Here is a 15,669-nt window from a genome sequence, read left to right on the forward strand (position 1 = left end):
AACCACTTATATTTAATGAAGATGTCATCCAAGAAAAGTATGATGCAAACATTCAAAACAATGAACCGTTAACGATCGACGTTGTATTACCGACGTATTATAGTGATGCATTCATGAACGATTTAAAAGAAGCATTTAACAATACAACGATTGAATTTAATCGTATCGATATTGATGTAAATTCTGGTCAACTTGCACAGTTAAACATTAATGACAGTGCTGATGTCGTGCTGTTAAGCGCACTACAAATTCAAGACTATAACGAAGAGGTCCTTCCAAGTCACGACTTACCGAACGTATTACGTATGTATATGTCGCTACTTGAAGCAAATAAGACAGCTGTCATTTTAAGTGAACCAAACGCACATGCACATGTTAACTTACAAAATGTATTAGAAGATGATCAAACATTTATGAGAGAGAACGATTACTTCTACGTTGATAATAGTAGAATAGAGCTCGATGACATGTATGATTACGATCAAAACGTATTAACTCGTGAAGCTGAAAAAGAAGTTGCTAAAAATATTAGAGATTTCTTCCTACAATAATAAAAGACTTTGCACCTAAACTATAGGTGCAAAGTCTTTTTTAATATTATCTCTTGTTAATTTCTTCTAAAAGAATCTTGTTAACCATTTGTGGGTTTGCTTGTCCACGTGATTTTTTCATAATTTGTCCAACTAAGAATCCAATCGCACGGTCTTTACCATCTTTAAAGTCAGCGATTGATTGTGGGTTCTCATTAAGAACTTCTTCGACCATTTCACCAAGTACTGCTGGGTCTGAAATTTGCTCCATACCGAGCTTTTTAGCTGTTGCTTTTGCTTCTCCACCGTTTTTAATTAGTTCAGAGAATAATTTTTTCGCTTGTTTACCTGAAATTGTGCCATCTTCAATAAGTCCGATCATTTCAGCTAAGTTTTTCGGTGTGATTTCTGTGTCGTGAAGTTCTACTTGTTGTTTGTTTAAGTACTCGTTCACACTTGTCATAATCCAGTTTGATGCTAGTTTTGGATCTGCTTTATGTGTTTCGACCATCTCGTTAAAGAAGTCTGAGTGTTCTTTTGTGAGTGTTAAAATATCTGCGTCATATTCTGGTAAACCGTACTCTTCTAAGTAACGTGTTTTTAACGCGTCTGGGAGTACTGGAATACTCGCTTTAACAGATTCTCTCCATTCGTCACTAATTCTAACCGGACCTAAGTCTGGATCTCTAAAGTAACGATAGTCATCTGCAGTTTCTTTAACACGCATTAAAATTGTTTCGCCAGTTTTTTCGTCGAAACGTCTCGTTTCTTGTTTGATTTCTCCACCTGACATTAAGACTTGTTGTTGGCGTTTCTCTTCGAATTCTAAACCTTTACGTACGTGGTTAAATGAGTTTAAGTTCTTTAACTCTGTTTTCGTACCGAATTCATCTTGTCCGTATGGACGAATTGAGATGTTCGCATCCGCACGTAATGATCCTTCTTCCATTTTAACGTCAGAAACACCTGTATATTGGATGATTGATTTTAGTTTTTCTAAATATTTGTATGCCTCTTCAGGTGTACGAATATCTGGTTCAGATACGATTTCTACAAGTGCTGAACCATGACGGTTTAAGTCGACGAGTGAATGGTCGTCTTTATGGACTGATTTACCAGCATCCGCTTCTAAGTGTAGACGCGTAATACCGATTTTTTTCTTTTTACCATCCACTTCAATTTCGATATGTCCGTGCTGACCGATTGGTTCTTTATCCTGCGTAATTTGATACGCACTTGGGTTATCTGGATAGAAGTAATGTTTTCTATCAAATCGAGTAACAGATGGAATTTCCATATTTAAAGCAAGTGCTGCTTTCATTGCGTACTCGATTGCTGTTTTGTTAACGACTGGTAACGCACCAGGATGTGCGAGTTCCATAACAGAAAGGTTTGTATTTGGTTCTGCACCAAAGTGTGAAGGTGCACCTGAGAATACTTTTGATTTTGTATTTAACTCGACGTGTACTTCGAGTCCGATTACTGTTTCAAAATGCATTTATTTAACCTCCAATGTGAGATTTTTTAATTCATCGTGAAGATTAAATTGTTGTTCGAATTTATACGCAGCATTGTAAATCTTACTTTCTTCGTAGTGATTTCCAATGATTTGTAATCCGATTGGACGATTATCTTCAGTTAAGCCACACGGTACTGATAATGCTGGTAATCCTGTTAAGTTTGCAGGGATTGTTAAGATGTCTGTCATCCATACATTCTCGTCAGGTTTACCAAATTCATGTGCTGGTGCAGCTGTTGTTGGTGTTAAGATAAGATCGAATTTCGATAAAACTTCCGCAAATTCTTCCATTACTAAACGACGTACTTTTTGAGCTTGCTCGAAGTATTCTTCAAAATGACCTGCTTGTAACATGTACGTTCCTAAAATGATACGGCGTTTTACTTCGTCACCGAAACCTTCTCCACGTGTTTTCTTATATAAGTCTTCTAAGTTTTCCGCTTCTGCACGGTAACCGTAACGAATACCGTCAAAGCGTGCTAAGTTAGAAAATGCTTCACTTGAACTTACGATTTCATAAATTGAAATAACTTTGTCTAAATAATCGATACTGACTTCTTCAACTTCAGCACCGAGTGATTTAAACGTTTCAACTGCTTTTTCAATGCTTTCACGTACTTCAGCGTTAACATCTTCTGTCATTAATTCTTTAACGACTGCAATTTTCATACCCTTAATATCGTTATCAATGTTCGTTAAGAAATCCGCTTCTTTGTCCGCAGTTGTACCGTCAAACTCATCGAGTCCACTTAAAACGTTTAAAAGCATTGCATTATCTTTAACCGTTTTTGTGATTGGTCCGATTGTGTCAAATGATGAACCGAATGCAATGCCACCAAAACGTGATACTCTTCCATACGTTGGTTTCATACCAACGACACCGTTAAAGCTTGCAGGTTGACGAATCGATCCACCAGTATCAGTTCCGAGCGCTGCTGGCACAAATCCTGCCGCAACTGCAGCTGCAGAGCCACCTGAAGATCCACCTGGAACGAGTTTTGTGCTCCAAGCGTTTGTCGTCTTTTTATAATAGGACGTTTCAGTTGTTGATCCCATCGCAAACTCGTCTAAGTTAATTTTACCGAGACTAATTGTTTCTGCGTCTTTTAACTTTTTAACGACCGTCGCGTCGTTAATTGGTGTAAAGTTTTCAAGCATTTTAGATGCTGCTGTTGTCGTGATTCCTTTTGTTAAAATGTTGTCTTTAATACCGACCGGTAATCCAAATAGTTCACCTGTCATTTCATCTTTTGCTTGCAATTCATCAAGATGCTTTGCTTCTTTTAATGCGTCTTCTTTCGTTAATTTGATGAATGACTGAACGCTATTATCATGCGCTTCAATATGTTTATATAATCCTTCAACGACTTCTGAAGGTGTGAGTTCTTTTTGCTTAATTTTTGATACGATTTCTTCAACCGTTAAATGATGAATGTTAGTCACCAATGTCCCTCCTAGGAAATCATTTTTGGTACTTTAAATTGTCCGTCTTCTGTTGATTCTGAGTTTAATAACGCGTCTTCAATCGACACTTGATTGTTTGGATCGTCTTCACGTACGACGTCATAAATCTCTAACGCATGTGTTGCTGGTTCAACGTCAGATAAGTCCATGTTTTTTAAATCCTCTGCACGTTGTACGATGTCTGTAATAGACTCGGCATAACGCGTTGCTTCATCTTCAGTTAATGCAACTTTCGCAACGTCTGCCATCTTTAGTACTTCTTCTTTTGATACTGTTGGCATAAATATCCTCCTTTTTAAAACACGTATTATTTTATCAAAATATACGTTTCAATTCTATTGTTTGTTATTCTGTAATATAAAGTTCCGTATTCTCTTCACCGTCAGACGTAATAATCGAATACACTTTTGACTTATCTTGAATCTTTGCTTGAACTTTTGTGCCTTTAAAATGTTTTTCGACAAGTTCATACACGAATTGGCTTAAGCCGACCATTTCACCACGTGACTCGTATTCAAATGGTATTTCAATCGATAACTCGTCGAGTTTACCGTCACGAATCACACCGCGTCCGACACTTGTAGAAAATGATTTAAAGTAACTTTCGAGTTCACGGTTAAATGCTCGATATTCGCTGTTCACGTCTTCTGGTACTGATTCATTATTTGACGGTAGTAGAACGTTCTGTTCATCGATTGTTTCAAACTTAGGAATTTCTTTTGCACCTGGTTCAACAACCGCGTAGGATACGAAGTTACCAGGTATAATATCCGTTCCTTTTGATTGGATAAAGATCGCAAATACGACTTTTTTATCGACATAATCACTGTTTTCTCGAAGTCTCTCTAAAATTTCACGCGCCATATCTTCGCCCTCTTTTTGAACGACTTCTAAATCTAAATCTTTTTGATATGTCGTACCATACTGCTCTTTTTGATATAAGTACTCACTGTTCATTGCAAGACCGAACGTAATCCCTTCGAACGTCTGATTACCTTCTTCGTCAATTTTTAAGTAATCTTGTTCAAGTATATGAGATAAGTAAAGTGGCGCGTTCTCTGCAAGTTTTTCTGGATCTTCTTCTCCGTTGTTTGATGGGTTTAAACCTAAGTTACTAAACGCACCTGTCCTTTTAAGTGTCGCTTCATCCATCTCATCGATTTGTTCTTTCGTATATTGACGTTTTAAATACTCGCGAGTCATTTTCTCAGACATAATTTGTCCTTCTCGAAACACGTATTCATCTGTTGGAAAGAATCTTTTCGATTGCTCAAAAAGTCCTTTTTCAAATGCTTCCATGTTATACGTTGAAACCATGTTAGAACTTGTTAACCCGCGTGCTGGAGAGAGTTCATATGGTAAGACAGATTGGTAATAATCGCTTGAAATACTCTGTGTGACACTATCTTGTACATCTTCATTTCGTACAGTTTGAACGTTATTGTTATTTTCATCGTTATTTTCTGACGCATTCTCAACGTCGACAGACGTATTTGAACATGCCGTTAATATCGCTGTACCAAACAACGTACTCATTACAAGTTTTTTCATTTGCTATTCGCCCAACCTTTCGAGTAAATCCGCTTCACTCCATACAGTAATTTCTAACTCTCTCGCACGGTCTAATTTAGACCCCGCATCACTTCCAGCGACGACGACATCTGTGTTTTTAGACACACTACCTGTCACTTTCCCGCCATTTAACTCAATTTTTTCTTTCGCTTCGTTACGTGTTAACTCTTCAAGTTTACCTGTTAACACAAACGTCATCCCGTCAAACTGTGTACTCTCTTGCTCTTCAACCTCTTCAGTCATATTTAAACCTGCTGATTTTAGTTTTTCTATAAGATGAATAAAATCTTCGTTTGACGTATACGTTACAACAGAATCTGCGATCACTTCACCGATTTCAGGAACTTCCATCAACTCGTCTTTTTCAGCAGATAAAATATTATCCATCGTTAAAAATCTCTCAGCAATTAAACGTGACGCTTTTTGGCCGAGAAAACGAATACCAAGACCAAATAACAACTTTTGAAGTGGTGCTTCTTTACTCGCTTCGATTGCGTTTAAGAGGTTCTCAGCTTTTTTATCTCCCACACGGTCTAATTCTACAAGTTCCTCTTTTTTAAGCGTGTATAGATCTGCAACGTCTGAAATGAGTTTCGAATCGTATAACTGATGGACAAATTTCTCACCGAGTCCGTCGATATTCATTGCCCCTCGAGAAGCAAAGTGAATAATATCTTCTACGATTTGAGCCGGACATTTCGGGTTAATACAACGAATCGCAACTTCTTCGTCTAACTTAACCGCTTCATGACCACATGACGGGCACTGTGTCGGTGCTTTATACACTTCTTGGTTTGTACGTTCTTCGTACACGACACGCACAACTTCCGGGATAATATCTCCGGCTTTATGGATAATTACCGTGTCGTTAATACGAATATCTTTTTCCTCGATTAGCTCATGATTATGAAGTGACGCACGTGCAACAGTCGTCCCAGCGACACGAACAGGTTCTAAAATTGCCGTCGGTGTAATGACACCTGTACGACCGACTGTCAGTTCAATGTCTATAATTTTCGTTTTTGCTTCTTCGGCTGGGAACTTATACGCAATTGCCCATTTGGGCGAGCGGACAGTATAACCCATCTCTTCTTGTAGATCTATGTTATTCACTTTAATAACAATTCCGTCGATTTCATACGGTAACTCATTACGGTGCTCTTGCCAGTAGTTGACGTATTCGATCACCCCGTCGATATCTTCTTTCACTGCGCGTTCTTTGTTTGTTTTAAATCCTAACTTATCGAGCTGATCGAGCGCCTCACTTTGAGACGTTACCCCTAATATGTCCGCACGTGGTGTCCCGTATAAAAATATAGATAAATTACGTTCACTTGTCAGTTTCGTATCGAGTTGACGTAAACTACCTGCTGCAGCGTTTCTCGGATTTTGGAATACTTGTTCATTATTTTCTTCGCGACGTTTATTTAACGTTTCAAATGCCTTTTTTGGCATATACGCTTCACCGCGTACTTCAAATTGTGCATTTAAATCTGTTGACAGTGGAATCGCTCGAATCGTTCTTAAGTTATCAGTAATATTTTCACCAACAGTACCGTCGCCACGTGTGGCACCTTGAGAAAATTTACCGTCTTGATATAAAAGCGATACTGCAAGACCGTCGATTTTTAATTCACACATATACTCTACTTTTCCGACTGCGCGTTCTACTCTATCGTTAAATGCACGTAAATCTGCTTCGTTAAACGCATTAGATAAAGATAACATCGGCGTCTCATGCGTGACTTTTTCAAACTTATCAAGCACCACTCCTCCGACTCTAGAAGTTGGAGACGTGTCACTTTTTAACTCAGGATATTGTTCTTCAAGATGAAGTAACTCATGGAATAATTTGTCATACGTTTCGTCTGGAACCGAAGGGTGATCTAAAACATGATATTCATAATTGTACTGCGTCAGAAGTTTTTCTAATTCTCGCATGCGTTTTTCCATTTGTTATCACCCTTTCTTTTCAATTGGCGCAAATTTCGCAAGTAAACGTTTCGGACCGACTTTTGAAAATACGATATCGAGCTCTTCACTGTCACCTGACCCGTTAATCGCTGTAATCATACCGTCACCAAACGTTTTATGCGTTACTTTATCGCCGACGTTAAATGTTACGCCACTATTATCTGTAAACACTTGGCTTTTAATACGTGGACGTTTTTTACTGTTACTACTACGTCCGTCGTATACAGAAATGAGGGATTCACCTTCAACTAAATCTGCTGGTATTTCTGACCAGAATTGGCTTTCCATTGCGTTATTCGTTCGACCAAATATAGTGCGTGACGTCGCACGTGAAATGATTAAGCGCTCCATAGCACGTGTAATCGCGACGTACATAAGTCTGCGCTCTTCTTCGAGTTCTTCTTCAGTATCCATCGATCTATATGAAGGAAATAGCCCTTCTTCAAGACCGACGATGAAAATCACTTTAAACTCGAGTCCTTTAGAGGCGTGGATCGTCATGAGTGTGACAGCATCTGTGTCGTCAACACTATCTTGATCACTAACGAGTGCCATATCACTTAAGAAGTCAAAGAGCAGTTCGTCACCAATCGTATGTGTTTCGTCAAATTCTTTCGTTACGGTTTTAAACTCTTCCAAGTTTTCTATACGTGAATTACTTTCAAGTGTGTTTTCACGGATGAGCATATTTAAATATCCAGTATCGTGGAGTATTTCATCGACTAAGTCTGTAATAGACATAAACTTAGATTTTGCTTTTAAGTTTTCAAGCACACTTAATAATTGTGCTAAGTTTTCAGCGTTTTTCTTTGATAGACCGATAAAATCCGCGTCTTTAATTGCGTCGTATATGCTCGAATTTAACACGTTCGCGTGTTGCTTTAACGTGTCGATCGTCTTCGGTCCGATTCCACGCTTAGGTGTATTAATAATACGTTCCATTGCGATATCATCGTGGATATTTAAAACGACTTTCATATAACTCATTAAGTCTTTAATTTCTTTACGTTGATAGAACTTCATACCACCGACCATATTATATGGTAGAGATGATTTTACGAGTGCATCTTCAATTGCACGTGACTGTGAGTTTGCGCGGTATAATACAGCCATGTCGTTAAATCTGTATCCTTCATTTTTAAGTTTTTGAATCTGTTTAACGACACGCTGGCCTTCTTCTCGTTCGTTTTGAGAGACGATTGATGTAATTTTTTCACCTTTACCACGACTTGTCACTAAATTTTTCGGTACGCGGCTCGTATTGTTTTCGATGACGTTATTCGCTGCGTCTAATATACGCTGATGCGAGCGGTAGTTTTCTTCGAGTAAAATCGTCTTTACGTTATCGTAGTCTTTTTCGAAGTTTAAAATATTCATAATATCTGCACCGCGGAATTTGTAAATTGACTGATCGCTATCCCCAACGACGCAAATATTTTCATATTTTTGACTAAGCATATAGACGAGCTGATATTGTGCATGGTTCGTATCTTGATATTCATCGACATGAATATATTGAAATTTTGTTTGGTAATAATTTAAGATTGCTTCATCTTTTTGAAACAGTTGTATCGTCAGCATAATTAAATCGTCAAAATCTAGCGCACTGTTACGATATAAAATTTCTTGGTATGACGTATATATATCCGCATTTAGTTTTTCTCTAAAATCATATGCGTTTTCTTTCGCTTCTTTTTCAGTAATTAATGCGTTTTTAAAGTTTGAAATAGCATTTAAAAACTGGCGGGGTGGATATTGTTTTTGGTCTATATTCATCGATTTTAAAACATCTTTTACGACATTGAGCTGATCTGTCGTGTCTAAGATTGAAAAACTTCTATCGTAGCCGAGTTTATCGATATCTCGTCTTAAAATTCTAACGCACATCGCGTGGAACGTTGAAATCCACATTTTAGATGTGTCGTCGTCGATTAGTTTGTCGACACGCTCTTTCATTTCTTTCGCTGCTTTATTTGTAAATGTGATCGCTAAAATGTTATAGCTTGGCACATCTTTTTCTTCAATTAAATATGCGATACGATGCGTTAACACACGTGTTTTTCCACTTCCAGCTCCAGCCATAACGAGGACAGGGCCTTCTGTTGTCGTAATTGCTTCATATTGCGCTCGGTTCATTAAAGATAAATCCATTACTCTACCTCATTTGTCGTTTTTAATGCTTGAGTAAAGTCATCGTAAATTGAATTACCGACGACTAACGTATTTGCGAAAGGTTTTCTTTCTTTAAACTCTTCACGATTTTTAATACCACCACCGTAAATAAGATGGCTATTTTTAAGTTGTGAATGTATATGTTTTAACGTGTCTACGTCAATCAGTGTCCCGCTGCATTCGATGTATAAATACTTTGACTCATATAACTTATCAATCATATTTACAAGGCTTGTGAGTGTTTCTTCATCTGGTAAATAGCACTCCGCCTTGTTAAACGCTTTACACTCTTCATTTAAAATTATATATGGCAATATCGAGACTTCGTCGTAATCGATAATATCGTGAAATTCTTGTAACGCTTCAACGAGTAGTCCGTTATGATACTTAATATTCGTCGTATTAAACACAACTGGGATGAAATAATGATCGAATCCACCGATGACAGATTCAGTGTTAGATATTTCAAGTGCGAGTGGAATACTAAAACGTCTCACGCGTGCGAGTAAATCTAAAACGTTGTCTTCAGTGACATTATCTGTTCCTCCGACGACGATTAAATCTGTTTTACTTTCAGCTAACCGCTCTAAATGCTCATCGCTAATCTCTTTCGCTGGATCTAATTTAAATATATGTTTTACGTCGCTTAACATTCGTTTCCTCCATAAAATCAATATTATAATTATAGCATTTTTTTACTATGCATTCTAAACGTACGATAGTCATCCACGAAAAAAACCTAGACAATGTCTAGGTTTATTCATCTAATCCGACGCGTTCAAATATACGGTCTACTGATTGTAAATAATGTCTATTATCAAACGCATCATCAATATCTTCTTGTGATAAATATTTCGTGATTTCTGCGTCGTTTTCTATTAACGGTTGTAGAGCTTGTTTACCCTCCCATGCTTCCATCGCACGTGGTTGAACGAGGTCATATGCTGCTTCACGTGATAGTCCTTTATCGATTAAACCGAGCATGACGCGCTGAGAGTTCACAAGTCCATATGACGCGTTAATATTTGCTTTCATATTGTCTTCAAAAACGACTAAGTTTTGAATAATATTTTTAAATCGATTTAACATATAATTTGTTAAAATCGTAACGTCTGGCAGCATAATACGCTCTGCACTTGAGTGAGAGATATCTCTTTCATGCCATAACGGTACATTTTCAAACGCTGGAGTCATATATCCACGAATAATTCTAGCGATCCCTGTAACGTTTTCTGAGCCAATTGGGTTACGTTTATGTGGCATTGCACTCGAACCTTTTTGTCCTTTTCTAAACGCTTCTTCAACTTCACGCACTTCACTACGTTGTAAATGACGGACTTCTACTGCCATCTTTTCAACAGATGTTGCGATTAACGCAAGTGTCGAAATATAAAATGCATGGCGGTCGCGCTGTAACGTTTGTGTCGATACACGTGCATAGTCTAAACCGAGATGTTTACACACGTACTCTTCAATTTCAGGTGGAATATTCGCAAAGTTGCCGACTGCTCCACTCATTTTACCAACTTCAATATCTTTTCTCGCATATTTAAAACGCTCTAAGTTGCGTTTCATCTCTTCATACCATAATGCAAGTTTAATACCGAACGATGTAGGCTCTGCATGAATACCATGTGTTCTACCCATCATTAACGTGTATTTATGTGCTTGCGCTTTATCTTTTAAGACGTCTAAAAATGCATTTAAATCTTTTTCGATAATTTCGTTTGCTTGTTTAATTAAGTACCCTTGTGCTGTATCGACGACGTCTGTTGACGTAAGACCGTAGTGGACCCACTTTTTCTCAGGCCCTAACGTTTCAGAGATTTGACGCGTAAACGCGACGACGTCGTGGCGTGTTTCTACTTCAATCTCTTTAATTCGGTCGATGTCGATTTTAGCATTTGGACGGAGTTGTTTTACTTCATCCATTGGAATTTCTCCAAGTTCTGCCCACGCTTCTGCTGCTAAAATTTCAACTTCTAACCATGCACGAAATTTGTTTTCTTCTGTCCAAATATTGGCCATTTCTTCTCTAGTATAACGAGGAATCATATCTATACGTCTCCTTTTATCGTTAATCGATTAATTTACCTTCAAATACTATTTCTTGGTGACTCACTTCAATCCCGTTTTCAGTTTCCTTAAAGACAGGTTTTTCTATACGTCTCACCGGCATATAGCCTTCACTTCTCATTTGTTGTAACACGGATTCAATCGTATCGTTCTTTGTAACTTCAAACTTCTTCTTTTTTAGTTGTTTTTTATTTTTCATTAGTACCGACTTCTTCTAAAATTTCTTCTACATTTTCAACGTCATATGACGCGACTTCACGATTTCGTACACCTTTTGTCCAGAATCCACCGTGAATAGATTTTGGCTCATATGACACGATAAATGCATTCGGATCAAGCTCGATGATCGTATTGATAAGTTTTTTCTCATGGCGTCTCGGCGTTAAAATTTGCATCGTCGTACGTTCACCGTCACGTCCGTAACTATATCCGTGCGTAACACCGTATCCGAGTTCTCTTAACTGCATCGGTAAATCTTTATCTTTTTCTGCAGTAATTGCATTGACGACTTGATATCCTAAAGCAAGCTTTTCTTCGATGCGGATACCGACGAGTATCCCTGTACCAAAACCAAACGCATACGCAAGTATGTTAATTGGCTTATCTAAGTTATCTAAAACAAGACCAAGTCCGATAATATAAATGAGCGTTTCAAAAATACTCACTAACGCAGCGACATACTTATATCCTTTTAATGTCGAAATCGTACGCATCGTTAAAAACGAGACGTAACATATGTTGATTAAAAAAATTGTAAGTACCATCAGCCATGCGTTTTCGCTAATTAATTGTAACAATAATTATTCCTCCATGTATTTCGGCTTAAGATAACGATGATACGGTTTGTCTCTTTTATGATGACTCACTTTATATAAATGAATGATACGATTAAACGCCGCTTCAGGTACTGTTTTACCTTCTAAAAAGTCATCGATATCTTTATAACTCACTTGAAGCGCATCTTCATCGCTTAAAAGTGGGCGGTCAGATTCTAAATCTGCAGTAGGGACTTTTAAATATAAATGTTCTGGACAATTTAAATATTTTAAAATCTGTTGACCTTGACGTTTGTTTAAACCGGTTAACGGCATGACGTCTGCTGCACCGTCACCAAACTTCGTATAAAACCCAGTTAACGCTTCTGCTGCGTGATCTGAACCGAGTACTACACCTTTACGGTCTGCTGCGATCGCATATTGCGCCTTCATGCGTTCACGTGCTTTTTCATTACCGATTACGAAGTCACTAATATGAAACGATGCATCGTTTAGTGCTTTTACACTCGCATCGACGGCATTTTTTATATTAATAGTAACGTCAAAATCTGGATTTATATAAGCAATAGCGTCGTCGACGTCATTCATATCGAGCTGTGTACCGTACGGTAAACGTACTCCGTAAAAATGAATCGTATGACCCTCTTCACGTAACTCTTCGACCGCCATTTGCGCGAGTTTTCCGAGTAATGTTGAGTCTTGACCACCGCTTATCCCTAAGACGAAACTTTCAATAAAGTCGTGGTGGTATTTATAGTTTTTAAGAAAATCGATGATTTCACGCACTTCTCTGTCAGGGTTGATGTTTTCTTTAACGTGTAACGCATCTATAATTTCTCGCTGAATATCATGCATTAATATCACGCTCAGCAATCGATTCAATTAATGACTTTTTATCTTCCCATAATTGTAAGCTTAAATCGACTGGATAAATTTGTGGGTTTAATAGACGTCTATTTTCTTCCCATAATTCATCTAACGCTGCTTCACGTAATTGACTCATTTCTTCAATAGATGATGACTCATATACGAGTTGTCCTTTGACAAAAATATCATGTAACTTTTTCACTGCTGTAAAGTTCTTAACGTATTTACGTTTAACTGTATGCACAGGGTCGAACATAAATAACGGTTCACTATGATCGATTTTTTCACCGACACGTGTAATATAATCACCCTCAGATTTTTTCGTCTCATTATTAATAATACGATACACTTCTTTTTTACCCGGTGTCGTTAACTTTTCGACGTTTCCTGAAATTTTCATACGGTCGACTAACTGGCCATTTTCGTCTTCAATTGCAGATAATTTATATACTGCACCAAGTGCAGGTTGATCGTATGCAGTGATTAGTTTTGTACCAATACCGTAACTATCTACTTTAGCACCTTGCGTGAGTAACGACTGAATTGTGTATTCGTCGAGGTCATTAGATACGATGATTTTTGCATCTTTAAATCCAGCATCATCTAACATCTTTCTCGCTTTTTTAGATAAATACGCAATATCTCCAGAGTCTAAACGAATACCGATAAAGTTAATTTTGTCACCGTATTCTTTTGCGACACGAATCGCTGTTGGAACACCAGACTTTAACGTATCGAACGTATCGACTAAAAAGACGCAGTCTTTATGTGTATCAGCATATGCTTTAAATGCTGAATAGTCATCGCCAAACGTTTGAACGAGCGCATGGGCATGTGTACCTGTAGGCTTAATACCGAACTTTTTAGCAGCGCGAACGTTTGACGTACCGTCAAATCCACCAATGACTGCAGCGCGTGCGCCCCAAATTGCCGCGTCAAACTCTTGTGCACGACGTGTACCAAATTCCATCAGTTGATCATTCGGAACGAGTTCACGAATACGGCTTGCTTTCGTTGCGATTAGTGTTTGGAAGTTGATGATATTTAAAATAGCCGTTTCGATCAGTTGACACTCTGCAAGTGGTGCGTCCACTTGGAGTATCGGCTCGTTATTAAAACAAACGTCCCCTTCTTTAAACGCACGAATTGTACCTGTGAAACGAAACTCTCTTAAATAGTTAATGAATGCTTCGTCATAACCAAGTGTTTCTAAATACTCGATATCTGATTTTGAGAATCTAAGATTTTTAATATAGTCGATAATACGCTCAAGTCCAGCAAATACTGCGTATCCATTTTTAAACGGCATCGTTCTAAAATATGCTTCGAACACTGCACGTTTATTATGAATATCTTTATCAAAATATGTCTTTGCCATATTGATTTGATACAAATCTGTGTGTAACATATAACTGTCGTCTTTAAACATCGTTTAACCCCTTACTTGAAGATGAATTTTTATTTTTAAATTTTTTATAGATTACATACATTATATATGAATTGGCGGGTGAATTAAATGAGATTTACTAGTTTCAGAGCACGCTTCATCGTTTTATCTATCATCGTTTGCATAAGTGGATTCTCTCAAGGTATGTTACTCCCCTTAATATCGTTTATTTTTGAGTCACGTGGTATTAGTGCGACGTTAAGTGGGTTCCATACTGCTGGATTATATCTCGGTGTATTTATATCTAGTTTCTTAATAGAAGCACCGATGAGAAAATACGGATATCAAAAACTCATTATATTCGGTGGACTATTTGTCGGTGTATCGTTGTTTTTATTCCCCATTTTAGATTCAATTATGTTTTGGTTTATATTACGCGTAATTATCGGAATTGCAGATAACGTATTACATATGTCAACACAAACGTGGCTAACGTCAACAACCCCTCAACATAAAATCGGAAAAGTTATCGCTGTGTATGGTCTATTTTTCTCGTTAGGATTTATGATTGGACCAAAAGTTGCCGACTTAGTCGTTTATGGGACTCATGTTCCGTTTGTTTTATCGAGTGTGATTACAATGCTTGCATGGCCGTTAATTTTCACATTAAAAGGTGCGAGTGAAGCAAAACCAGATAGTGATAACGTGCCAATTACATTATTATCGACGTTAACGAACTTTAAAACGGTTATCGTATACGGATGGGCAGCACTGATGTTCCCGATGTTATACGGATTTTATGAGAGTTCTTTAAACTCAAACTTCCCAGTATTTGCAATGCGAAATGGCTTTGAAATTAGCCAAGTGACTTGGATTTTACCGATGTTTAACTTAGGTGCTATTTTATTCCAACTTCCAATCGGTGCACTCGGAGATCGAATGGGGCGTGGCAAACTACTCACGTGGTTAGTCGCCATCGGAAGTATCGGATTTTTACTAATGGAACTCAATAAAGAATCATTTTTCATGCTGACAGCACTATTTTTAATGACCGGAGTTGCATGTGGATCGATGTATAGTCTTGGACTTGGCTATTTAACAGATGTCATTCCACGTACACATATCGCTGCAGGGAACTTACTTATTAGTATTATATTTTCTATCGGAAGTATACTCGGACCAGTATTTGGTGGATCGTTAATCAGCCTATCAAATGGCACGTTATACTTTTCATTCTTTACAGTTGTAATGGTTCTCGTATTAATCGGAAACTTAATTTTCCGTTATCAACTCAAAAATAGAACGAATTTCTAATTCGTGATAAAATAAAAT

General features: G+C 37.7%; 14 protein-coding genes. 2 read left to right on the forward strand and 12 right to left on the reverse strand.

Going from position 1 to position 15,669, the window contains the following annotated elements; genetic code table 11:
- The coding region (locus TJ68_RS08525; RefSeq protein ID WP_040928983.1) for a hypothetical protein at positions 1 to 551 on the forward strand (551 nt) is incomplete at its 5' end.
- Between the two features lie 46 nt (positions 552 to 597).
- Here TJ68_RS08525 and gatB read toward each other — a convergent pair.
- The 12 genes from gatB to TJ68_RS04590 form a co-directional block, all read right to left on the reverse strand.
- On the reverse strand, positions 598 to 2,028 hold the full coding sequence (gatB, locus tag TJ68_RS04535; RefSeq protein ID WP_040928984.1) for an Asp-tRNA(Asn)/Glu-tRNA(Gln) amidotransferase subunit GatB: 1,431 nt from the start codon (positions 2,026 to 2,028) through the stop codon (positions 598 to 600).
- Positions 2,029 to 3,492: an Asp-tRNA(Asn)/Glu-tRNA(Gln) amidotransferase subunit GatA gene (gene gatA, locus TJ68_RS04540; protein WP_040928985.1), complete on the reverse strand. Its 1,464-nt coding sequence runs from the start codon at positions 3,490 to 3,492 to the stop codon at positions 2,029 to 2,031.
- Positions 3,493 to 3,503: 11 nt separating this feature from the next.
- On the reverse strand, positions 3,504 to 3,794 hold the full coding sequence (gene gatC, locus TJ68_RS04545; protein WP_040928986.1) for an Asp-tRNA(Asn)/Glu-tRNA(Gln) amidotransferase subunit GatC: 291 nt from the start codon (positions 3,792 to 3,794) through the stop codon (positions 3,504 to 3,506).
- A 64-nt stretch (positions 3,795 to 3,858) separates the two neighbouring features.
- A complete protein-coding gene (locus TJ68_RS04550; RefSeq protein ID WP_040928987.1) occupies positions 3,859 to 5,064 on the reverse strand; it encodes a CamS family sex pheromone protein in 1,206 nt (401 codons plus the stop codon).
- Between the two features lie 3 nt (positions 5,065 to 5,067).
- On the reverse strand, positions 5,068 to 7,038 hold the full coding sequence (gene ligA / locus TJ68_RS04555; RefSeq protein ID WP_040928988.1) for an NAD-dependent DNA ligase LigA: 1,971 nt from the start codon (positions 7,036 to 7,038) through the stop codon (positions 5,068 to 5,070).
- Positions 7,039 to 7,044: 6 nt separating this feature from the next.
- Positions 7,045 to 9,210, reverse strand: coding sequence for a DNA helicase PcrA (gene pcrA, locus TJ68_RS04560; RefSeq protein WP_040928989.1), 2,166 nt, complete (start codon positions 9,208 to 9,210; stop codon positions 7,045 to 7,047).
- On the reverse strand, positions 9,210 to 9,884 hold the full coding sequence (gene pcrB, locus TJ68_RS04565; RefSeq protein WP_040928990.1) for a heptaprenylglyceryl phosphate synthase: 675 nt from the start codon (positions 9,882 to 9,884) through the stop codon (positions 9,210 to 9,212). The genes pcrA and pcrB overlap by 1 nt, the downstream gene beginning before the upstream one ends.
- A gap of 103 nt (positions 9,885 to 9,987) precedes the next feature.
- Entirely contained in the window at positions 9,988 to 11,286 is a 1,299-nt protein-coding gene (gene purB / locus TJ68_RS04570; RefSeq protein WP_040928991.1) for an adenylosuccinate lyase, read from the reverse strand.
- A 22-nt stretch (positions 11,287 to 11,308) separates the two neighbouring features.
- Positions 11,309 to 11,506 carry an NETI motif-containing protein gene (locus TJ68_RS04575; protein WP_040928992.1) on the reverse strand — a complete coding sequence of 66 codons (198 nt, stop codon included), beginning with the start codon at positions 11,504 to 11,506 and terminating at the stop codon, positions 11,309 to 11,311.
- A complete protein-coding gene (locus tag TJ68_RS04580; RefSeq protein ID WP_040929010.1) occupies positions 11,496 to 12,071 on the reverse strand; it encodes a DUF2179 domain-containing protein in 576 nt (191 codons plus the stop codon). The genes TJ68_RS04575 and TJ68_RS04580 overlap by 11 nt, the downstream gene beginning before the upstream one ends.
- 36 nt (positions 12,072 to 12,107) lie before the next feature.
- On the reverse strand, positions 12,108 to 12,938 hold the full coding sequence (gene nadE, locus TJ68_RS04585; RefSeq protein ID WP_040928993.1) for an ammonia-dependent NAD(+) synthetase: 831 nt from the start codon (positions 12,936 to 12,938) through the stop codon (positions 12,108 to 12,110).
- Complete coding sequence (locus tag TJ68_RS04590; RefSeq protein ID WP_040928994.1) at positions 12,931 to 14,379, reverse strand: nicotinate phosphoribosyltransferase; 1,449 nt, start codon at positions 14,377 to 14,379, stop codon at positions 12,931 to 12,933. The genes nadE and TJ68_RS04590 overlap by 8 nt, the downstream gene beginning before the upstream one ends.
- 87 nt (positions 14,380 to 14,466) lie before the next feature.
- On the opposite strand from TJ68_RS04590, the gene TJ68_RS04595 reads away from it, so the two are divergent.
- On the forward strand, positions 14,467 to 15,651 hold the full coding sequence (locus TJ68_RS04595) for an MFS transporter (RefSeq protein ID WP_040928995.1): 1,185 nt from the start codon (positions 14,467 to 14,469) through the stop codon (positions 15,649 to 15,651).
- Positions 15,652 to 15,669 lie beyond the last annotated feature (18 nt).

Origin of the sequence: Nosocomiicoccus massiliensis (genome assembly GCF_000438455.1) — a bacterium.
Lineage (GTDB): Bacteria > Bacillota > Bacilli > Staphylococcales > Salinicoccaceae > Nosocomiicoccus > Nosocomiicoccus massiliensis.